Source organism: Kitasatospora sp. NBC_00374 (assembly GCF_041434935.1).
Lineage (GTDB): Bacteria > Actinomycetota > Actinomycetes > Streptomycetales > Streptomycetaceae > Kitasatospora.
In genome coordinates this window covers 5,447,102-5,468,389 of sequence record NZ_CP107964.1, presented here as the reverse complement: position 1 = coordinate 5,468,389, position 21,288 = coordinate 5,447,102, and the positions used below count along the sequence as shown (strand labels likewise).

Annotated in this window: 18 protein-coding genes and 1 pseudogene; 1 reads left to right on the top strand and 18 read right to left on the bottom strand. The window is 72.0% G+C overall.

Annotation, left to right across the window (positions count from 1 at the left end):
• Positions 1-76: 76 nt before the first annotated feature.
• From OG871_RS24570 to OG871_RS24515, 12 genes and pseudogenes are all read right to left on the bottom strand, one after another.
• On the bottom strand, positions 77-286 hold the full coding sequence (locus OG871_RS24570; RefSeq protein WP_371499322.1) for a hypothetical protein: 210 nt from the start codon (positions 284-286) through the stop codon (positions 77-79).
• A gap of 222 nt (positions 287-508) precedes the next feature.
• Positions 509-2,008: an Asp-tRNA(Asn)/Glu-tRNA(Gln) amidotransferase subunit GatB gene (gatB, locus tag OG871_RS24565; protein ID WP_371499320.1), complete on the bottom strand. Its 1,500-nt coding sequence runs from the start codon at positions 2,006-2,008 to the stop codon at positions 509-511.
• Positions 2,009-2,040: 32 nt separating this feature from the next.
• Positions 2,041-2,301: a hypothetical protein gene (locus OG871_RS24560; protein WP_371499318.1), complete on the bottom strand. Its 261-nt coding sequence runs from the start codon at positions 2,299-2,301 to the stop codon at positions 2,041-2,043.
• On the bottom strand, positions 2,298-3,791 hold the full coding sequence (gatA, locus tag OG871_RS24555) for an Asp-tRNA(Asn)/Glu-tRNA(Gln) amidotransferase subunit GatA (protein ID WP_371499316.1): 1,494 nt from the start codon (positions 3,789-3,791) through the stop codon (positions 2,298-2,300). Before gatA ends, OG871_RS24560 begins: the two co-directional genes overlap by 4 nt.
• Before the next feature lie 5 nt (positions 3,792-3,796).
• Positions 3,797-4,093: an Asp-tRNA(Asn)/Glu-tRNA(Gln) amidotransferase subunit GatC gene (gene gatC / locus OG871_RS24550; RefSeq protein WP_035797834.1), complete on the bottom strand. Its 297-nt coding sequence runs from the start codon at positions 4,091-4,093 to the stop codon at positions 3,797-3,799.
• Positions 4,094-4,308: 215 nt separating this feature from the next.
• A pseudogene (locus tag OG871_RS24545) lies at positions 4,309-6,015 on the bottom strand (putative bifunctional diguanylate cyclase/phosphodiesterase); the annotation flags it as partial.
• Between the two features lie 401 nt (positions 6,016-6,416).
• A complete protein-coding gene (gene ligA, locus OG871_RS24540) occupies positions 6,417-8,744 on the bottom strand; it encodes an NAD-dependent DNA ligase LigA (RefSeq protein WP_371499313.1) in 2,328 nt (775 codons plus the stop codon).
• A 19-nt stretch (positions 8,745-8,763) separates the two neighbouring features.
• Complete coding sequence (locus OG871_RS24535) at positions 8,764-9,774, bottom strand: methionine synthase (protein ID WP_371499312.1); 1,011 nt, start codon at positions 9,772-9,774, stop codon at positions 8,764-8,766.
• 72 nt (positions 9,775-9,846) lie between these two features.
• Positions 9,847-10,536 carry an SDR family oxidoreductase gene (locus OG871_RS24530; RefSeq protein ID WP_371499310.1) on the bottom strand — a complete coding sequence of 230 codons (690 nt, stop codon included), beginning with the start codon at positions 10,534-10,536 and terminating at the stop codon, positions 9,847-9,849.
• Between the two features lie 31 nt (positions 10,537-10,567).
• Positions 10,568-11,098 (bottom strand): TIGR00730 family Rossman fold protein, encoded by a 531-nt coding sequence (locus OG871_RS24525; protein WP_371499308.1) that lies wholly within the window; start codon positions 11,096-11,098, stop codon positions 10,568-10,570.
• Positions 11,099-11,153: 55 nt separating this feature from the next.
• Positions 11,154-12,338, bottom strand: a complete 1,185-nt coding sequence (gene mnmA / locus OG871_RS24520; RefSeq protein ID WP_371499306.1) for a tRNA 2-thiouridine(34) synthase MnmA — start codon at positions 12,336-12,338, stop codon at positions 11,154-11,156.
• 79 nt (positions 12,339-12,417) lie between these two features.
• Complete coding sequence (locus OG871_RS24515; protein ID WP_371499304.1) at positions 12,418-13,602, bottom strand: cysteine desulfurase family protein; 1,185 nt, start codon at positions 13,600-13,602, stop codon at positions 12,418-12,420.
• A gap of 134 nt (positions 13,603-13,736) precedes the next feature.
• Here OG871_RS24515 and OG871_RS24510 point away from each other — a divergent pair, with 134 nt between their 5' ends.
• On the top strand, positions 13,737-14,546 hold the full coding sequence (locus OG871_RS24510; RefSeq protein WP_371499302.1) for an IclR family transcriptional regulator: 810 nt from the start codon (positions 13,737-13,739) through the stop codon (positions 14,544-14,546).
• On the opposite strand, the gene OG871_RS24505 is transcribed toward OG871_RS24510, so the two are convergent.
• The 6 genes from OG871_RS24505 to OG871_RS24480 all read right to left on the bottom strand — a co-directional run bounded on the left by OG871_RS24505 (position 14,482) and on the right by OG871_RS24480 (position 21,246).
• Entirely contained in the window at positions 14,482-15,141 is a 660-nt protein-coding gene (locus OG871_RS24505; protein ID WP_371499301.1) for a trimeric intracellular cation channel family protein, read from the bottom strand. The genes OG871_RS24510 and OG871_RS24505 overlap by 65 nt on opposite strands.
• A 62-nt stretch (positions 15,142-15,203) precedes the next feature.
• Entirely contained in the window at positions 15,204-15,983 is a 780-nt protein-coding gene (locus tag OG871_RS24500) for a ferritin-like domain-containing protein (protein ID WP_371499299.1), read from the bottom strand.
• 278 nt (positions 15,984-16,261) lie between these two features.
• Entirely contained in the window at positions 16,262-17,299 is a 1,038-nt protein-coding gene (locus OG871_RS24495) for an ABC transporter ATP-binding protein (protein WP_371499297.1), read from the bottom strand.
• A gap of 28 nt (positions 17,300-17,327) precedes the next feature.
• Positions 17,328-18,374 (bottom strand): ABC transporter ATP-binding protein, encoded by a 1,047-nt coding sequence (locus tag OG871_RS24490; protein WP_371499295.1) that lies wholly within the window; start codon positions 18,372-18,374, stop codon positions 17,328-17,330.
• Positions 18,371-19,381, bottom strand: a complete 1,011-nt coding sequence (locus tag OG871_RS24485) for an ABC transporter permease (protein ID WP_371499293.1) — start codon at positions 19,379-19,381, stop codon at positions 18,371-18,373. The genes OG871_RS24490 and OG871_RS24485 overlap by 4 nt, the downstream gene beginning before the upstream one ends.
• Positions 19,382-19,479: 98 nt before the next feature.
• The gene (locus OG871_RS24480; protein WP_371499291.1) at positions 19,480-21,246 is read right to left on the bottom strand and encodes an ABC transporter substrate-binding protein; all 1,767 of its coding nucleotides are present in this window, start codon (positions 21,244-21,246) and stop codon (positions 19,480-19,482) included.
• Positions 21,247-21,288 lie beyond the last annotated feature (42 nt).

The following is a 21,288-nucleotide window of genomic DNA, read 5'->3' as shown; positions in this document are numbered from 1 at the left end:
GACGGCCCGAAGGGGAGCACGCCGGTGGCGTGCTCCCCTTCCGTCCCGGATTCGGCACCCGGGTTGTGCCGCTCTGTCAGCATTCGCCGAGGCGGGCGGGCCGGGCGGCGGCCGTCCGGCCCGCGGCCGGGCCGCCGCGGCGTACGCTGCGGGCGAACCGGGCCCGCAGGCCGGTGCGGCCCTCGTCGGTGCTCCGGCCGGTCCGCGCCTCGCGGACCAGGCGGGCGCGGTCCGCCTCCTGCTGGAGCTGGTGCTGGCGCTGGCGGATGATCTCGTACTCGTACACGGTGGTGGTCCCCCTGGTCGGGACGCTTCCCGGCCTCGGTGGCCAGTCCGTCGTCCGGTCTCCAGATTCCCGTCCCAGTCGGGGGTGCGGCATCGGCAGCATGCCTCATCTTCGGCGGGCGCACCGCCTTAGGAACCTTCGCCTCGAAGCCGAAGGGCCCGTCCGTACCCCGGAACGCGGGGTACGGACGGGCCCTTCGGACTAAGGAGGCCTAAGGCGTCCTCAGGAGAGCTTCGCCAGCAGCATGTCCTTGACCTTGGCCGCGTCGGCCTGGCCCCGGGTGGTCTTCATGACCGCGCCGACCAGCGCGCCGATCGCCTGGACCTTGCCGTCGCGGATCTTGGCGGCGATGTCCGGGTTCTCGGCGATGGCCTGGTCGACGGCCGCGCCGAGCGCGGAGTCGTCCGAGACCACGGCCAGGCCGCGCTGCTCGACGACCGCGTCCGGCTCGCCCTCGCCGGCCAGCACGGCTTCGATGACCTGGCGGGCCAGCTTGTCGTTCAGCTTGCCCTCGGCGACCAGCGCGGCCACCCGGGCCACCTGGGCCGGGGTGATCGGCTGCTCGGCCAGCTCGGTGCCGGTCTCGTTGGCGCGGCGGGCCAGCTCGCCCAGCCACCACTTGCGGGCCTGGTCGGCCGGCGCGCCGGCGGCGATGGTCTGCTCGATCAGCTCGACCGCGCCGGCGTTCAGCACCGACTGCATGTCCTTGTCGGACAGGCCCCACTCGGCCTGCAGCCGGGCCCGGCGGACCCGGGGCAGCTCCGGCAGCCCGGCGCGCAGCTCCTCGACCCACGCGCGGGAGGGCGCGATCGGGACCAGGTCCGGCTCCGGGAAGTACCGGTAGTCCTCGGCGTTGTCCTTGATCCGGCCCGAGGTGGTGGAGCCGTTGTCCTCGTGGAAGTGCCGGGTCTCCTGCACGATGGTGCCGCCGTCGGTGAGGACGGTGGCGTGCCGCTGGATCTCGAACCTGGCCGCCCGCTCGACGCTGCGCAGCGAGTTGACGTTCTTGGTCTCCGAGCGGGTGCCGAACTTCTCGGTGCCGTTCGGGCGCAGCGACAGGTTGACGTCGCAGCGCATCTGGCCCTTGTCCATCCGGGCCTCGGAGACGCCGAGCGCCCGGATCAGCTCGCGCAGCTCGGCGACGTACGCCTTGGCGACCTCGGGGGCCCGCTCGCCGGCGCCCTCGATCGGCTTGGTGACGATCTCGATCAGCGGGATGCCGGCCCGGTTGTAGTCCAGCAGCGAGTGCGAGGCGCCGTGGATCCGGCCGGTCGCGCCGCCGATGTGGGAGGACTTGCCGGTGTCCTCCTCCATGTGGGCGCGCTCGATCTCGACCCGGAAGGTCGAGCCGTCCTCCAGTTGCACGTCGAGGTAGCCGTTGAAGGCGATCGGCTCGTCGTACTGCGAGGTCTGGAAGTTCTTCGGCATGTCCGGGTAGAAGTAGTTCTTCCGGGCGAACCGGCACCACTCGGCGATCTCGCAGTTCAGCGCGAGACCGATCTTGATCGCGGACTCGACGCCGATCGCGTTGACCACCGGCAGCGAGCCGGGCAGGCCGAGGCAGGTCGGGCAGGTCTGCGAGTTGGGCTCGGCGCCCAGCTCGGTCGAGCAGCCGCAGAACATCTTGGTCCTGGTACCCAGCTCGACGTGGACCTCAAGGCCCATCACCGGGTCGTACGAGGCAAGAGCGTCCTCGTACGAGACCAGACTGATGACGCTCACAGCGTCCCCTTCACTTGAGTCTTGGAGGTCCGTCAGCCCAGCAGCACGTCGTCGTCACCGAGCCGCTTGAGCTCACGGACGAGGAGCGCGGTGCCGGTGATCAGCGCGGCGGCGCCGACCAGGGCGTTGATCAGCTTGAGGGTGTCGTTCTCGCCACGCGCCTTCTTGACGTCCTTGACGATCGAGACCGCGCCGAAGGCACTGGTGCCGATGGACAGCCACAGGCCGGGCTTGGAGTGCTTCCAGCCCTTGATCGACGAAGAACTGGCTTTGGCCTTCGCAACGGTGCTCACAGTGCCGGTGCCTCCTCCAGCAGGGGGTGTCCCCACTTGTCGTTGAGTGCGGCCTCGACGGCGCCGCCCACGCGGTACAGGCGGTCGTCCGCCATCGCGGGAGCGATGATCTGCAGGCCGACCGGGAGATTGTCCTCCGGGGCCAGGCCGCAGGGCAGCGACATGGCCGCGTTGCCCGCCAGGTTCGACGGGATGGTGCACAGGTCGGCCAGGTACATCGCCATCGGGTCGTCGGCGCGCTCGCCGATCGGGAAGGCGGTGGTCGGCGTGGTCGGCGAGATCAGGACGTCGACCCCGGCGAAGGCGGCGTCGAAGTCACGCGAGATCAGGGTGCGGACCTTCTGCGCCGAGCCGTAGTAGGCGTCGTAGTAGCCCGAGGAGAGCGCGTAGGTGCCCAGGATGATCCGGCGCTTCACCTCGTCGCCGAAGCCGGCCTCGCGGGTGAGCGCGGTGACGTCCTCGGCGGACCGGGTGCCGTCGTCGCCGACCCGCATGCCGTAGCGCATGGCGTCGAAGCGGGCCAGGTTGGAGGAGGCCTCGCTCGGCGCGATCAGGTAGTACGCCGGCAGCGCCAGGGTGAACGACGGGCAGGAGACCTCGACGACCTCGGCGCCCAGCTCGCGCAACAGCTCCACCGACTCGTTGAAGCGCTGCATCACGCCGGCCTGGTAGCCCTCGCCGGCGAACTCCTTGACGACGCCGATCCGCATGCCGCGGACGTCGCGCATCTTCGCCGCCGCGACCACGGCCGGGACCGGCGCGTCGATCGAGGTGGAGTCCAGCGGGTCGTGGCCGGCGATGGCCTCGTGCAGCAGGGCCGCGTCCAGCACCGTCCGGGCGCACGGGCCGCCCTGGTCCAGCGAGGAGGAGAAGGCGACCAGGCCGTAGCGGGAGACCGAGCCGTAGGTCGGCTTGACGCCGACCGTGCCGGTGACGGCGCCGGGCTGGCGGATCGAGCCGCCGGTGTCGGTGCCGATCGCCAGCGGGGCCTCGTAGGCGGCCAGTGCGGCCGCCGAGCCGCCGCCGGAGCCGCCCGGGATCCGGGTCAGGTCCCACGGGTTGCCGGTCGGGCCGTAGGCGGAGTTCTCGGTGGAGGACCCCATGGCGAACTCGTCCATGTTGGTCTTGCCGAGGATGACCACGCCGGCGTCCTTCAGACGCTTCGTCAGGGTCGCGTCGTACGGCGGGATCCAGCCTTCGAGGATCTTCGAGCCGCAGGTGGTCGGGATGCCCTCGGTGGTGAAGACGTCCTTCAGCGCCAGCGGGACGCCGGCCAGCGGGCCGAGCTCCTCGCCGCGGGCGCGCCTGTCGTCGACGCTGCGGGCGGCCTTGAGCGCGCCCTCGGTGTCGACGTGCAGGAAGGCGTTGACCTTCTTGTCGACGGCGTCGATGCGGTCCAGGTGGGCCTGGGCGACCTCGACGGCGGAGACCTTGCCGGAGGCGATCGCGCCGGCCGTCTCAGCTGCGGTGTAGCGGATGAGATCGGTCATGGTGATCAGTCCTCCCCGAGGATCTGGGGCACGCGGAAACGCTGCTCCTCGGCGGCCGGGGCGCCGGACAGCGCCTGCTCCGGCGTGAGCGAGGGCCGCACCTCGTCCGCGCGCATGACGTTGGTCAGCGGCAGCGGGTGGGAGGTCGGCGGGACGTCCTGTCCGGCGACCTCGGAAACGCGGGCGACCGCGCCGATGATCACGTCGAGCTGCTCGGCGAAGTGGTCCAGCTCTTCGGCCTGCAACTCAAGACGCGACAGCCGGGCGAGGTGGGCGACCTCCTCGCGCGTGATGCCAGGCATGCAGCGATCCTCAAGGTGAGTTCTGGTGAGACCGGACGGCGCTGACGCGGCGCCCGGCCCGGACGGGCGGGCGCTCGGCGCACCCCGTCCTCTTGGTCTGTGGGGCCCATCCTATGGGGCGCGGCCCCGTCACCGGCCACGGAGATACGGCAGGCGGGACGAGAACGGCGCCCCGCCCACCCGTCGACCGGGGTGTGCGGGGCGCCGTCGGGCCGTCACTGCTGGGTGGTCGGCGCCTCCAGCTCGGGCTGGGCCTTGGCGCCCGGACGGACCTTGCCCACCGGGCGGGGCTGCGCGGCAGGACGCACCTGCGCCACCGGGCGGGCCGGCGCCCCGGGACGGACCTGGGCCGTTGGACGGACCTGGGTGGCCGTCAACCGCTCGACCGACGGCGCGCCGGTGCTGTGCACCATCAGCCAGGCGGTCGCCTGGTCGGCCGGCAGCGCCGCCGAGACCAGCCACCCCTGCACCGCGTCCACCCCCATGGCCTGCAGCCGCTCCCAGGTCTCGTCGTCCTCGACACCCTCGGCGACCACGGTCAGCCCGAGCGAGTGCGCCAGCTCCACCGAGCAGCGCACCACGGCGGCGTCGTGGTCGTCGGCGACCATCCGGGAGACGAAGGAACGGTCGATCTTGAGCTCGCCGACCGGCAGACTGCGCAGCCGCACCAGCGAGGAGTGGCCGGTGCCGAAGTCGTCCAGCGACATCTGCACGCCGTAGCGGCGCAGCTCGTCCAGGGTGTCGGCGGCGCGCCGGGAGTCGTCCAGCAGCAGCCGTTCGGTGATCTCCAGCTGGAGCGCGTCGGCCGGCACCTGGTTGCGGTCGAGGTGGCCGGCCACCCGGGCGGCGAAGCCCGGGTTCAGGACGTCCCGGGGCGACACGTTGACCGCGACCGGCACCTTGAGCCCCTGGGCCCGCCAGATCGCCAGCTGGCCGACGGCCGACTCCAGGACGTAGTCGGTGAGCCGGGGCATCAGGCCGCTGGACTCGGCCAGGCTGATGAACTCGTCCGGCGCGACCCGCCCCTGCCCGGCCCGCTCCCAGCGCAGCAGCGCCTCCAGGCCGACCACCCGGCCGTCGAAGGCCACCTTCGGCTGGTAGTGGAGCTTCACCTCACCGGTCTCCAGGGCCCGGCGCAGGTCGCCGAGCAGCCCGATCCGGTACGGCGTGTCGATGTCCCGCGCCTCGTCGTACTGCTCGACCCCGCTGCGGCTGCGCTGGGCGTGGGCCATCGCGACGTCGGCGCGTCGCAGCAGCGATTCGGCGTCCTGGGCGTGGGTCGGGTAGACGCAGACCCCGGCGCTGGCCTCCAGGACGAGCAGCAGCCCGTCCAGCCGGATCGGCGCGGCGAGCTCCACGATCAGGGCCTTCGCGACCCGTTCCATGGTCTCCGGGCTGCCGACGCCCGGCAGCAGGACGGCGAACTCGTCGCCGCCCATCCGGGCCACCACGGCCTGCCCGCTGCGCTGGACCGACGGGGGCAGCGCGGCGAACACGTCCTCGGGCGTGTCGGGCAGGCCGTGGTGGCCCGGGCCGGGTTGCTGCCCCGGGCCGGAGCGCAGCGCGCGGTGCAGCCGGCGGGCGATGTGCACCAGCAGCCGGTCGCCGGCGGTGTGGCCGAGCGCGTCGTTGAGCGAACGGAAGCGGTCCAGGTCGAGCAGGATCAGGCCGACGCTGTAGCCGTCCTCCCCGTCGTGCTGGGCGATCGCCTCCTGGGCCGCGATCAGTAGCGCCTGTCGGTTGGGCAGGTCGGTGAGCGGGTCGGTGAGCTGGTCCCTGGCCCGGTCGCGGGCGATCCGCCAGGCCGCCACGAGGACGGCCAGCGGGACCGCGAACAGCGGCAGCAGCTCGGGTTCGTACCGGTAGACCAGGACGGCGAGCGGGATGAGCGGCGCGGCCCCGGCCAGCACAACGCCGAGCAGCAGGACCGCACCTGCCACCCCCTGCGGCGGGCGTGTGGGCGCACCGCCGGTCGTACGATCCATAAGCCCTGTCCTCCGTCGGGCCCGCCCCGTCAGGCCGCCTTACGGTGAGGCACCGTGCTGGTGCCGATGGACGTCAGGCGACGGGGTGTCCCCACGGGCACCGGTCAAGACCGGAGCCGCCCACCCCTGCTGACTCTCTGTTGCGCTCCAGGGTATGCCGGGGTCGACCGGGAGGGCAGACTTTCGGACATCCCTGAACACGCCACCGGCCGGACTCCTCCCCCGGGAGGGGCCGACCCTGCCGCACAGTGACAGAATGCCCGAGTTCCCGGGGGCGGGCGCCGGTGACGCCGCATCAGGAGGATAACGACCGAGGGGCGGACGGGATCCGGGGGGCGTCACTCCCCGGTGGCGGGCTCCGCGGACTCGGGCCGGTCGGCGGGCTCCGCGGCCTCGGGCCGGTCGGCGGGTTCGGCGGCGGGCACCGGCGGCAGGCCGAGGTGGGCCCGGGCGGCGTCGGGGCCCTGCTCCAGCAGCACGGTGAAGCCCGCGTCGTCGAGCACCGGCAGCCCGAGCTGGACGGCCTTGTCGTACTTGGAGCCGGGGTTGTCGCCCGCCACCACGAAGTGGGTCTTCTTCGACACCGAGCCGGTGACCTTGGCGCCGCGCGAGGTCAGCGCCTCCTTGGCGCCGTCCCGGGTGTGGCCGGCGAGCGTGCCGGTGACCACCACGGTCAGGCCCTCCAGCGGGCGCGGGCCCTGCTCCTGCGCGCCCTCCTCGACGAAGCGCACGCCGGCGGCGCGCCACTTCTCCAGGATCTCGCGGTGCCACTCCTCCTCGTACCACTCCCTGACCGAGCGGGCGATGGTCGGGCCGACGCCCTCGGCGGCGGCGAGCTCCTCCTCGGTGGCGGCGAAGATCCGGTCCAGATCGCGGAACTCACGGGCGAGGGCCTGCGCGGCGACCGGGCCGACGTGACGGATCGACAGTCCGTTGACGAACCGCCAGAGCGGGCGGTCGCGGACGGCGGCGAGGTTGTCCAGCAGCAGCGTCAGGGACTTCTTCGGCTCGCCCTTGAGATTGGCGAAGAAGGTGGCCACCTTCTCCTTGCCCGTCCGGTCGTCCAGCTTGGGCATACCGGTCTTGGGCTCGCGCACCAGCACCTTGATCGGCAACAGCTGGTCGGCGGTGAGGCCGAAGATGTCCCCCTCGTTCCTGACCGGCGGGTCGGCGGGCTCCAGCGGCTGGGTGAGCGCGGTGGCGGCGACGTAGCCGAGGCCGTCGACGTCCAGCGACTCCCGGCCGCCGAGGTAGGCGATCCGCTCGCGCACCTGGGCCGGGCAGTACTGCGCGTTCGGGCAGCGCAGATCGATGTCGCCCTCGGACATCGGGCGCAGCTCGGCGCCGCACTCGTGGCAGTGCGAGGGCATCACGAACTCCTGCTCGGTGCCGTCCCGCAGGTCCTCGACCGGGCCGAGGATCTCCGGGATGACGTCACCGGCCTTGCGCAGCACCACGGTGTCGCCCAGCAGCACGCCCTTGGCCTTGACCACCTGCTGGTTGTGCAGGGTGGCGTACTGGACCATCGAGCCGGCCACCTTCACCGGCTCGGCGAGCACCGCGTACGGGGTGGCCCGGCCGGTGCGGCCGATGCCGACCTTGATGCTGGCCAGCTTGGCGGTGACCTCCTCCGGCGGGTACTTCCAGGCGATCGCCCAGCGCGGGGACTTCGAGGTGGCACCGAGCCGGCCCTGCAGCGGGATCTCGTCGACCTTGACGACCACGCCGTCGATCTCGTGCTCGACCGAGTGGCGCTGCTCGCCGAAGCGCTTGATGAACTCCCGGACCTCGTCGAGGGTGTCGACCACCCGGTTGTGCCGGGCGGTGGGCAGGCCCCAGTCGCGCAGCAGCGCGTAGGCGTGCGACTGGCAGTCGATGTCGAAGCCGACCCGGGCGCCGATGCCGTGCACCACCATGTGCAGCGGGCGCGAGGCGGTGACGTGGGTGTCCTTCTGCCGCAGCGATCCGGCGGCGGCGTTGCGCGGGTTGGCGAACAGCTTGAGCAGGGCCTGCGGGCGCTTGCCCGCCTTCTCCCGCTCGGCGTTCTCGGCCTTGCGGCGCTCGTTCTCCACCGCGAGCGAGGCGTTGAGCTCGGCGAACGCCTCGGTGGGCAGGTAGACCTCGCCGCGGATCTCGACCAGCTCGGGGATGTGCTCGCCCGTGAGCCGGTGCGGGATCTCCTTGATGGTGCGGACGTTGGCGGTGATGTCCTCGCCGACCCGGCCGGTGCCGCGGGTCGCGGCCAGCACCAGCTCGCCCCGCTCGTAGGTGAGGTTGACGGCCAGGCCGTCGACCTTCAGCTCGCAGAGGTAGTGGTACTCGATGCCGGACAGCTCGCCGGCGACGCGCTCGGCCCAGGCGGCGAGCTCCTCGTCGTCCATCGCGTTGTCCAGGCTGAGCAGCCGCTCGCGGTGCTCGACCTTGGCGAAGGCCTCGCCGGCGCTGCCGCCGACCTTCTGGGTGGGCGAGTCGGGGGTGACCAGCGCCGGGTGCTCGGCCTCCAGCGCCTCCAGCCGGCGCATCAGAACGTCGAACTCGGCGTCGCTGACGACCGGGGCGTCCTGGTCGTAGTACCGGACCCGGTGCTCCTCGATCTCGGCCGCGAGCTCCGCGTGCCGCGTGCGCACCTGTGCCGGGATCTCCTCCCAGCCCTCAACTGCCGCCACCCTGGGCCCTCCTGCCGTCTTACTCCGGGTTGTCCACCAGGCTCCGGGCCGCCTTCACACTGAGTGACAGTGCCCGCTTGGCGTAGTCGGGGGAGGCCCCCGCCAGCCCGCAGCTCGGCGTCACCAGCACCCGGCGGCCCAGCAGTTCCGGATCCAGCCCGAGCCTGCGCCACAACGTCCTGACACCCTGGACACTACCGGCCGGGTCCGACAATCCGGTGTCGGTGGAGGGCACCACACCGGCCAGGATCACGGTGCCGTCCTCGACCGCTTCACCGAGGACGTCGTCGTCACGTTCCGTCAGCAAGGAGAAGTCCAGCGAGACGCCCGCGACCCCGGCCCGGCGCAGCAGCGGGATCGGCACCTGCGGGGCACAACTGTGCACCACCACCGGCACGTCCAGGCTGCTGATCACCCCGCGCAGCGCCTCCTCGGCGACCTGCCGGTCGACGGCGCGCAGCCGCTGGAAGCCGCTGGCCGTCTTCACCGACCCGGAGAGCACGGCCGGCAGCGAGGGCTCGTCGAGCTGGAGCACGAGCTGCGCCCCCGGGATCCGGCTCCGGACGTCGGCGAGGTGACGGCGCAGGCCCTCGGTGAGCGACTCGGCGATGTCCCGGCAGGCGCCCGGGTCGGCGAGGGCCTTCTCGCCGTGCCGCAGCTCGACCGAGGCGGCCAGCGTCCACGGGCCGACCGCCTGCAGTTTGAGGGCGCCGCGGTACCCCTGGGTGAACTCCTCCAGGGCGTCGAGGTCCTCGCCCAGCCAGGAGTGGGCCCTCTTGGTGTCCCGGCCCGGCCGGTCGGCGAACCGCCAGCCGCTCGGTTCGACCTGGGCGAAGAGCTCGACCAGCAGGCCGGCCCCGCGTCCGATCATGTCCGCACCGGGGCCGCGGGCGGGCAGCTCCGGCAGGTGCGGCAGCAGTTCGAGCGAGCCCGTCACGGTCTTGGCGGCCTCGCGGGCGTCCGTGCCGGGCATGGACCCGGCGCCGGTCGCGGCTCCGGGCAGCGTCTGGAGGAGATTCTCGGTGCTCACGGGCACGAGCCTAGTGCTCCAGGACGGGCCCGGCCGTGCCGTCCGCGGCGGCGGCCGGGCCCGTCCCGCCCGTCAGCGGCCGGGACGGACCGTGATCTCGGTGAGCGCCGCGTCCCGCGGCAGGTCCAGCGCGGTGACGATCGCGGTGGCGACCGACTCCGGGTCGATCCACCGCGTCGGGTCGTACTCCTTGCCCTCCTGGTGGTGCACCTTGAGCTGCATCGGGGTCGCGGTGCGCCCCGGGTAGACCGTGGTCACCCGGACTCCGTTGCCCTGCTCCTCCACCCGCAGCGCGTCGGCCAGCGCGCGCAGGCCGAACTTGCTCGCGGCGTAGGCGCTCCAGTTCTCGTCGGCGCGCAGGCCCGCACCGGAGTTGACGAAGACCACCTGGCCGCGGGCCTGCCGGAGCGAGGGCAGGAAGAGTCTGGTCAGCTCGGCGGGGGCGACGGTGTTGACGTTCAGCTGGTACTGCCAGGCCTTGACCGGCAGGTCGCCGACGGTGCCGAGCTCGACCACGCCCGCGATGTGCAGCAGGGCGTCGACCTCCACCGGCATCTCCTGCTGGCCGAGCGCCCAGGACAGCTTGGCCGGGTCGGCGAGGTCGCCGACCAGCGTGCGGGCTCCGGGGAAGCGGGAGCGCAGCACGGCCGCGCGCTTCGCGTCGCGGGCCAGCAGCCAGAGCTCCGCGCCCCGGGCGGCGAGCCGCTCGGCGACGGCCGAGCCGATGCCCGAACCGGCGCCGGTGATCAGGTGTGCACCCATGATGGCCTCTCAGTCGTGGTCGCGTGGTGGGTCAGGAAGCCCGGTCGAGCTGTGCGAGCGCCTCGGCGGGGGTGGCGGCGAAGGAGATCAGCTCGGCCAGCGGCCGGGGCAGGAAGCCCTCGGCGTCCATCCGCTCCAGCTGGGTGCGCAGCCCCGCGTAGAAGCCCTCGGTGTCGAGCACCACGACCGGCTTGTCGTGCAGGGCGTGCTTCTTGAGCTCCAGCACCTCGGTCACCTCGTCCAGCGTGCCGAGCCCGCCGACCAGCACCACCACCGCGTCGGCCCGGGCCAGCAGCAACGCCTTGCGTTCGGCCAGGTCGGCGGTCATGACCAGCTCGTCCGCGCCTTCGTACGACTTGTGGGCGAGGAACTCCACCGAGATCCCGACCAGCCGTCCGCCGGCCTCCTTCACGCCGTCGGCGAGCAGGCCCATCAGGCCGGCGTGCGAGCCGCCCCAGACCAGGGTGTGCCCGCCCGCGCCGAGCAGCCGGGCGAACTCGGCGGCGGGCACGGTGTAGCGGTCGTCCAGCGAGTACGCGGAGCAGAAGACAGTGATGTTCATGATGGCCCCAGGTCTACCACGCGCCCCGGCCGCGGCCGCCGCCGGAGGCCCCGGCTCAGGCCGGGACGCCGCGGCGCTCGGTGGCGGAGATGGTGGCGGAGCCGACCACCCGGGTGCCGTCGTAGAGCACCACGGCCTGGCCGGGCGCGATGCCCCGGGCGGGGGTGTCCAGGCGGACCCGCAGCTCCTCGCCGTCGAGCGTCGCGGTCACCGGTACCTCCTCGCCGTGGGCGCGCAGTTGGGCGGTGTAGCGGCCCTCCCCGACGGCCGGGGTGCCGCACCAGCGCGGCCGGATCGCGGTGAGCCCGAGCACGTCGAGGCCCTCGGCGGGGCCGACCGTGACGGTGTTGTTCACCGGCGAGATGTCCAGCACGTAGCGGGGCTTGCCGTCGGCGGCGGGGCGGCCGATCCGCAGGCCCTTGCGCTGGCCGATGGTGAAGCCGTACGCGCCGTCGTGCTCGCCGAGCTTGGTGCCGTCGGCGTCGAGGATGTCACCGGTGGCCTCCCCGAGGTGCCTGGCCAGGAAGCCCTGGGTGTCACCGTCGGCGATGAAGCAGATGTCGTGGCTGTCGGGCTTCTTGGCGACGGCCAGGCCCCGGCGCTCGGCCTCCTCGCGGATCGCGTCCTTGGTGGTGTCGCCGAGCGGGAACATCGAGTGGGCGAGCTGGTCGGTGTCGAGCACACCGAGCACGTAGGACTGGTCCTTGGCCGGGTCGACGGCGCGGTGCAGCTCGCGCCCGCCGCCGGGCAGGTCGACGATCCGGGCGTAGTGGCCGGTGCAGACGGCGTCGAAGCCGAGGGCGATCGCCTTGTCCAGCAGCGCGGCGAACTTGATCTTCTCGTTGCAGCGCAGGCAGGGGTTGGGGGTGCGGCCCGCCGCGTACTCGGCGACGAAGTCGTCGATCACGTCCTCGCGGAAGCGCTCGGCGAGGTCCCAGACGTAGAACGGGATGCCGATCACGTCGGCGGCCCGGCGGGCGTCCCGGGAGTCCTCGATGGTGCAGCAGCCGCGGGCGCCGGTGCGGAAGGACTGCGGGTTGGCGGAGAGCGCCAGGTGCACCCCGGTCACCTCGTGGCCGGCCTCGGCCGCGCGGGCGGCGGCGACGGCGGAGTCGACCCCGCCGGACATCGCGGCCAGCACGCGCAGCGGTCCGTTGGCCGCCGCGCCCGCCTCCGGGCGCTCGCGGGGCAGGTTGCGGCCATCGGAAGGGGCGGTCGGGGCACCGGGGAAGTCGCTCATGATGCGACCAGCGTACGTGTTCCCGCCGGGCGGGCGGTAAGGGATTCGCCGCGGCCCGCGACCGGGCCGCGGCCCCGGCTCAGCGCCGGGCCGCCGCCGCCAGGCCCGCGTTGCGGGCCCGCTGCACGGCCGGGGTGATCGCCGCGGTGAGCGCCTCGACGTCGGCCCGGGTGGAGGTGTGGCCGAGCGAGAACCGCAGCGAGGCGCGGGCCAGCAGCGGGTCGGCGCCCATCGCCAGCAGGACGTGGCTGGGCTGCGGCACACCGGCCGAGCAGGCCGACCCGGTGGAGCACTCGACGCCCTGGGCGTCGAGCAGCATCAGCAGCGCGTCGCCCTCGCAGCCGGGGAACGAGAAGTGCGCGTTGGCGGCCAGCCGGCCGGCCGGCGCCGGGTCGCCGTTCAGGACGGCGTCCGGGACGGCGGAACGGACGGCGGCGACCAGCTCGTCGCGCAGCGCGCCCACCGCGGCGGCGTACGGTTCCCGCCGCTCGACGGCGAGCGCGGCGGCGGTGGCGAAGGCGGCCGCGCCGGGCACGTCGAGGGTGCCGGAGCGGACGTCGCGCTCCTGGCCGCCGCCGTGCAGCAGCGGCACCGGGTGGGCCTGACGGGCCAGCAGCAGCGCGCCGACCCCGTACGGGCCGCCGATCTTGTGGCCGGTGACGGTGAGTGCGGTCAGCCCCGACTCGGCGAAGGAGACCGGCACCTGGCCGAGCGCCTGCACCGCGTCGGCGTGCATCGGGATGCCGAACTCCTGTGCCACCGCGGCCAGTTCGTGGATCGGTTGGAGGGTGCCGACCTCGTTGTTGGCCCACATCACGGTGACCAGCGCGACCGAGCCGGGATCACGCTCGATCGCCTCGCGCAGCGCACCGGGGTGCACCCGGCCGTAGGCGTCGACCGGCAGGTAGTCGACCAACGCGCCCTCGTGCTCGGCGAGCCAGTGCACCGCGTCCAGCACCGCGTGGTGCTCCACCGGGCTGCACAGCACCCGGCGGCGGGCCGGGTCGGCGTCCCGGCGGGCCCAGTACAGGCCCTTCACCGCGAGGTTGTCGGACTCGGTACCGCCGCCGGTGAGCACGATCTCACTCGGGCGGGCGCCCAGCGACTCCGCGAGGGACTCCCGGGACTCCTCCACCACCCGGCGGGCCCGGCGGCCGGCCGCGTGCAGGGAGGAGGCGTTGCCGACGACTCCGAGCTGCGCCGTCATGGCGGCGACAGCCTCGGGCAGCATCGGAGTGGTCGCGGCGTGGTCGAGATAAGCCATAGCGGGACCAAGTGTAGGCGGCGATGGCGCACCCCCCAGCCGAAGACCGCAACAGGATCACGATTTGGCCATTGCACCCCCTGCAACGCGCCGTTAGCCTCCTGCCCACTGCCGGGCGTGGAGGGGTGGACACGATGTCGCAGACAGTCGACCGGGCGCTGACCATCCTGGCCGCCCTCGGGGAGGGACCGACCTCGCTGGAGCAGGCCGCGGGCCGGATCGGCGTGCACAAGTCGACGGCCCTGCGGCTGCTGCGCACGCTCCAGGAGCACGGCTTCGTCACCCGCCAGCCGGACCACCGCTACCGCCTCGGCGGGCGGCTCTTCTCGCTCGCCCAGCAGGCCCTGGAGACCATCGACATCCGGCAGGTGGCCGCGCCGTACCTGGCCTCGCTGAACGAGCGGTACGGGCACACCGTGCAGCTGTCGGTGCTGGAGGACGGCAAGGTGCTCCAGCTGGACAAGGCACAGAGCCGCTACCCCGACCGGCCCGGCTCGCGGCTCGGCCCGGACGGCCGGTTCGGCCACCGCACCCCCGCGGCCGCCACCGCGGTCGGCCGGGTCCTGCTGGCCGACCTGCCGGAGGAGCAGCTGACGGCGTTTCTGGCCTCGCAGCAGGCGGGCGGCCGGGAGCAGGGCTCCGAGGCGCTGCGCGAGGAGCTGGCCGCCGTCCGGCGCCAGGGCTGGTCGATGGACCAGGCCGACGCCCGGGAGCCGGTGAGCCTGATCGCCGCACCGATCGCCGGCACCGAGGGCCGGGCGATCGCCGCCTGCTCGATCTCCGCACCCGTCTACGAGGCCTCGCCGGCCGAGCTGAGCCGGCTGGTGCCGGAGCTGCTGTGCACGGTGGAGGCGATCTCGCTGGCGTACGGCGGGACGCCTACTCCTCGCTGGTGCGAGAACCGTTGCGGTGCCAAGCACGCGGAGCGCGCCAGCCGTACCTGAGCGCGAGCATCCGGATCACGAAGGCGGACAGCGCGGCGGCCGAGGCGTTCAGCGGGGTGAGCCGGTCGGTGGAGATCAGCACCGCGACCACGGTGGCGCCGACCAGGGCCGGCACGGCGTAGATCTCGCGGTCCCAGCGCAGCAGTGAGGGCTGCTCGGTCGCCAGGACGTCGCGGATGACGCCGCCGCCGGCGGCGGTGAGCATGCCGAGGGCCACCGAGGCGACCGAGCTGAGGCCGTAGTCGTGCGCCTTGATCGTGCCGGTGACGCAGAACAGGCCGAGACCCGCCGCGTCCAGGGTCTGGACGGCGGTGTTGATCCGCTCCACCTGCGGGTGCAGGAAGAACACCACCACCCCGGCGGCCAGCGGGGTGGAGAAGTACCCGAGGTTGCTGAAGGCCGCCACCGGTGTGGCCCCGATCACCAGGTCGCGCATCACCCCGCCGCCCAGTGCGGTGGCCTCGGCGAGCACGCAGATGCCGAAGATGTCCATGTTCTTGCGCACGGCGAGCAGGCCGCCGGACAGGGCGAAGACGAAGATGCCGATCAGGTCCAGGGTCTGCTGCACCCCTGGCGAAAAGATTTGCGAGGTCACAGGGGCCAGTGTCCATGCCGCATCCACGGCCGGACCAATTGACGGGTCGTCGGCCGCGGCCCTCAGGCGAGGGACTCGTGGGCCGCCGGGCCGCCGAGTGCGTCGAGCCGCGCCGGCATCCTCAGCGTGGTCATCCGGTGCCAGCCGCCGAGCCGCTCGTAGCCGAACACCCCGTGGATCCCGGCGGCCAGCGCGGCCGACTTGGCCCTGGGCCAGCGCAGGATCGCGCCCATGTGCGCCATCACCGCGAGGCTCACGTCCCGGTAGGTGCGGATCTCGGCCCGGGCGGTGTCCTGCAGGGTCCGCAGGATCTGCCGGCCGTGGCCGGCGGCGGCCAGCCGGAGCAGTTCCTCGTGGCAGTAGGCGAGGTGGTTGTCCTCGTCGGCGGAGATCATCCGCACCGCCCGGCCGATCTCCGGGTGTTCCCCGAAGACCCGCCTGAGCAGCCGCATCTGCTCGGCCGCCCGCTGTTCGGTGACCCGGCTGTGGGCGAGGTAGGTGATCACGTCGGCCTCGGTCAGCGGCTCGTCGCGGCGCAGCCGGGAGTGCGCCAGGCCGATCCCCTGGCGTTCCAGGATCATCGTGTAGTCGGTGCTCTCGGGCACCTCGACCGGTCCGAGGCCCCGCTTGTGCAGCAGCGCGTTGAAGATCCTTCCGTGCTTGTCCTCGTCCGCACCGTGCCGGGCGATGCGCGGGGCGAGCCACTGGTCGTCGACCAGCCTGGAGATCCGGCCGTTCTCCCAGCCGCCCTGGTCCTCGCCCTTGGCCGCGATGGAGCAGAAGAGCCGGAATGCCTCGTCGTGGTCGTGGATCTCGTGGAACAGACTGCGCGCCGACAGCACCGGACGGCCTCCCAGCTGCCCGGCCGGGGTCGGGCGTCGATCGGATCAGAACACCGATCAGTGAACGCACGCCCCCGTCCCGGCCGCAACGACTGGGGCCGCGGGCTGCACCGTACGGAGGACGGCGGGTGCGGCAGAAGGCCTAGAGCGGGGCCCGGCGGCGGGCCGGGCGGGCCCGGCGCTCCCGCGCCGCGCCGGGACACGCCGAAGGCCACCGGCCGCGGACGGTCGGTGGCCTTCGTGACGCTCGGCCCGGTCGGCCCGGGTCGCCCCGGTGCTCAGACCAGGACGGGGTTCTCCGGGAAGTGGCAGGCCACCTGGTGGCCGGCCTTGGCCGCGACCAGCGGCGGCTCCTGGCTCGCGCAGACCTCCTGGGCCTTCCAGCAGCGGGTCCGGAAGCGGCAGCCGCTCGGCGGGTTGATCGGCGACGGGACGTCGCCGGTGAGCAGGATCCGCTCCCGGCGCTCCTTGCGGGTCGGGTCGGGCACCGGCACGGCCGACATCAGCGCGGTGGTGTACGGGTGCATCGGGGCCTTGTAGAGCGAGTCCCGCTCGGCGATCTCGACGATCTTGCCGAGGTACATCACCGCGACCCGGTCCGAGACGTGCCGGACCACCGAGAGGTCGTGCGCGATGATCAGGTAGGTCAGGCCGAGCTCGTTCTGCAGGTCGTCCAGCAGGTTGACCACCTGGGCCTGGATGGAGACGTCCAGCGCCGAGACCGGCTCGTCCGCGACGATCATCTTGGGCTTGAGCGCCAGCGCCCGGGCGATGCCGATGCGCTGCCGCTGGCCGCCGGAGAACTCGTGCGGGTAGCGGTTGTAGTGCTCGGGGCTGAGCCCGCACAGCTCCAGCAGGTCCTGCACGGCCCGCTTGACGCCGTGCTCGGTCCGCACCTTCTGCAGCCGGAACGGCGCCCCCACGATGGTGCCCACGGTGTGCCGGGGGTTCAGCGAGGAGTACGGGTCCTGGAAGATCATCTGGATGTCTTTGCGCAGCGGCCGCATCGCACCCGTGCTCAGGTGCGTGATGTCGTTGCCCTCGAACTCGATCTTCCCGCCGGTGGGCTCCGCGAGCCGGGTGACCAGGCGCCCCATGGTCGACTTGCCGCAGCCCGACTCGCCGACCACGCCGAGGGTCTCGCCCGCGTTGACCGTGAAGTCGATCCCGTCCACCGCCCGGACGGCGCCGCTCTGCCGGCGCAGCAGTCCCTTGGTGATCGGGAAGTGCTTGGCCAGAGCGGTCACCCGGAGCAGCGGCTCACGGTCGGAGGCGGACGCGGGTGCGGGGATTGCCGCTGTCTGACTGTCCGTCATGGGGTGTCTCCTGAGGGGTGGTACGGGGTCACAGCCGGGGCGCGATCTCGTCGGTGAAGATCCGGTGGCGGTCGGCGGCCGGGATGTGGCAGGCGGCATGGTGCCGCTCGGAGGCCTCCGCCAGCACCGGCACCTCGGTGGACGAGCGCCCGCCGGTCAGCTCCGCGTACGGGCAGCGCGGATGGAAAGCGCAGCCGGACGGCACGTTGATCAGGCTGGGCGGGGTGCCCTTGACCGGGATCAGCCGGTCCTGCAGCTCGCGGTCCAGGCGCGGCATCGAGCCGAGCAGGCCCCAGGTGTAGGGGTGCTCGGGTGCCTCGAACAGCGTGGCCGCGGGGCCCCGCTCGATGCACTTGCCGCCGTACATCACCAGGATGTCGTCGGCCAGTTCGGCGACCACCCCGAGGTCGTGCGTGATGATGACGACCGCGGAGCCGAACTCCTGCTGCAGGTCGCGGATCAGGTCCAGGATCTGCGCCTGGACGGTGACGTCCAGCGCGGTGGTCGGCTCGTCGGCGATCAGCAGCGACGGGTCGTTGACCAGGGCCATCGCGATCATGGCGCGCTGGCGCATGCCGCCGGAGAACTGGTGCGGGTAGTCGTCCACCCGGCGGTCCGGCTGCGGGATGCCGACCCGGTCGAGCATCTCCACGGCCCGCTTGCGGGCGTCCTTCTTCCTCACCTCCGGGTGGTGCACCCGGTAGGCCTCCACGATCTGCTGGCCGATCGTGTAGTAGGGGTGCATCGCGGTCAGCGGGTCCTGGAAGATCATCGACATCTTCTGGCCGCGGAGCTGCCGGACGCGCTCGGGCCCGGCGGCGATCAGCTCCTCGCCGTCCAGCCAGATCTCGCCGGTGATCCGGGCCCGCTTGGAGCGGTGCAGGCCCATGATGCCGAGCGAGGTGACGGACTTGCCGGAGCCGGACTCGCCGACGATGCCGAGGGTCTTCCCGCGCTGCAGGTCGAAGCTGACCCCGTCCACGGACCTGACCAGGCCGTCGTCGGTGTCGAAGTGGATCCGCAGGTCGCGGACGGACAGGAAGCTGTCCGGCGAGGAGGACTGAAGGTCGATCATGACAGCCTCACGCGGGGGTCGACTGCGGCGTACAGGAGGTCAACCAGGAGGTTGCAGGCCACGATGAAGAAGGCGGCGACCAGGGTCACGCCGAGCACCTTGGGCAGGTCGTTCTCACCGATGGCGGCCACGGCGTAGGCGCCGATGCCCTTGAGCGAGAAGACCTGTTCGGTGATCAGGGCGCCACCGAGGAGCAGGCCCAGGTCCATGCCGAAGATGGTGATGATCGGGGTGAGCGCCGAGCGCAGGCCGTGCCGGACGATCACCTTCCGCTCGACCAGGCCCTTGGCCCGGGCGGTGCGGATGTAGTCCTCGCTCATCGTCTCCAGCATCCCGGCCCGGGTGAGCCGGGCGTAGAGCGCGGAGTAGAGGAAGGCCAGCGAGACCCACGGCAGGATCAGGTGTCCGGCCCAGGCGAACGGGTCGTCGGTGAAGTTGACGTACTCGACGTTCTCGAACAGCGGCCACTTGAAGTGGAAGAAGAGCAGCAGCAGGGCGCCGGTGAAGAAGACCGGGCTGGAGACGCCGGCCAGGGCGACGCCCATCGACAGCCGGTCGAAGATCGACTTGGGCTTGAGGGCCGAGATCACGCCGGTGGAGACACCGGAGACCAGCCAGATCACCGAGGCGCCGACGGCCAGCGAGAAGGTGACCGGGATGCGGGAGGAGATCTCCGGCCAGACCTCGACGTGGTTCTTGAACGAGTAGCCGAAGCAGGGGACGTGGCAGCTGACCGGGTCCGGGCCGAACTGGTACTCGGCGCCGCTCACCAGGGCCTTGAGGAAGCGGCCGTACTGGACGTACAGCGGCTGGTCGAACCCGAGGTTCTGCTTGACCGCGGCGATCGCCTCGGGGCTCGGGTTCTTGCCCACGTACTGGGCGGCCAGCTGGTCGGTGGTCTCCCCCGCCAGCGAGGGCAGCAGGAAGAAGATGCCGAAGGTGATGGCGCTGACGACCAGCAGCAGCACGACGGCCGCGAGGATCCTTCGGATGATGTAGGCGAACATAGTCGGTCGGCTGCGGCGGCCCGCCTCCGCCCGGGGTGACCGGGCCGGAGGCGGGCGCCGCTGCCTTCACCTGCCTTCAGGGGTGTGGAGCCAGGCTCTTACTTGGTGACGCCGATGTTCAGGTAGTCGTACTGACCGGAGAAGGCCGGGGTGGAGGCCATGTTGGTGGCGCCCACCGGGCGGTACAGGAAGACCTTGTAGTAGGTCAGCGGGACGATGACCGCCGCGTCCATGGCCTTCTTGTCGATCTCGCCGTAGATCTTCTCGCGGGCGGCGCGGTCCGGGTTGGCGATCGCGTCGTCCAGCAGCTTGTTGATCGACGGGTCGTTCAGCTGCGAGAGGTTGGTGTTACCGGACTTCTTGATCGCCCGGCCGTCCACGACCTGCTGCAGGAAGCCGTAGCCGGTCGGCCAGTCGGCGCCCCACTGCATCATGATCAGGCCGGTGCCGTGGCTGTCGGTGTACTCCGGCACGCCCGCGAAGTCCGAGAAGTACTTGCCCTGCGGGAACTGCTGGATGTCGACCTCGATGCCGACCTTCTTCAGCGCGGCCTGGATCGCGGTGGCCGAGGCGACCTCGGTCGAGCGGTCCTGGCGGGCCATGATGCTGGTCTTGAAGCCCTCCGGCTTGCCGCAGGCCTTCAGGGCCTCCTTGGCCTTGGCCTCGTCGCCCTTGTTGCCGGCGGTCTCGTACAGGTTGGACTTCTGGTAGCCCGGGATGTCCGGCGGCAGCACGGTGGAGGCCACGTCGCCGCGGATCGGGCCGCCGATCGCGGTCTGCACCGAGACCTTGTCGATCGCGAACTGGACGGCCTTGCGGCAGTCGATGTTGTCGAACGGCGCGACCTTGGTGTTGATCGCGGTGTAGACCAGGCGGCCACCGTAGGTGTTGTCGGTCTGCGCCTTGAGCTTCGGGTCCAGCAGGAGCTTGGCCTGGGTCTGCGGGTCGACACCCTTGCCGGCCAGGTCGACCTGGGCGTTGCCGGCCAGCAGGTCCTGGTCGATGGTGGACTGCGCGATCTTCAGCTTGACCTGGATCTTCTCGGCCAGCTGCTTGCGGATCGGGTCGGTCTTCGCGTCCCAGTTGGTGTTCGGGACGAGCACGACCTCCTTGCCGTCCTCGTAGCTCTGGAACTTGTAGCTGCCGGTGGAGGCGATGTGCTTCACATAGTCCGCGCCGGTGTCCTTGGCCTGCGGCACCGGGACCGTCTGCGGGGCGCTGACCAGGTAGTCGAAGTCCGCGAACGGCTGCTTCAGGTGGAAGACGATGGTGGTGTCGTCCGGGGTCTCGATGGACTTCAGGCCCTCGGGGCTCTTGTCCTTGTACGGACCCGCGTACGGGGTGTCGTTGTCCTTGAGCAGGTCGTGGAAGTAGGTCGGGCCGTTGGACAGCACGTCGGCCGCGAAGTTGGAGCGCTCCACCGCGTACTTGACGTCCTTGGAGGTGACCACGCTGCCGTCGTCGTACTTGATGCCGGCGCGCAGCTTGTAGGTCCAGCTCAGGCCGTCGGCGCTGACCTGGCCGAGCGACTCCGCGAGGTCCGGGACCAGCTTGTTGCCCTCCTCGCCGGCGGCCGGCTGGAAGGTGGTGAGGGGACGGCCGTACAGACGCGAGAAGTTGTACATGTACGCGTAGTACGTGTTACCGGGGTCGAAGGAGTCCGGCACGTCGGAGTGCTCGTAGACGACCGTGCCGCCCTTCTGCTCCGAGGCGTTCACGATGTTCTTCGTGGCCGCGTCGGCACCGGCGACGGAGCCGCCCTTGGTGGCGCCCTCGGAGCTGCCCTTGCTGCTGGAGCAGCCGGTGAGGGTGAGCGCCACGGCCGCGGCGAGCGCGGTCAGCGCGGCAGTACGGGACCTGCGCATAGCTGAAATCAACCCCTTGGAGGAAGAGCGATGACGGTGGAA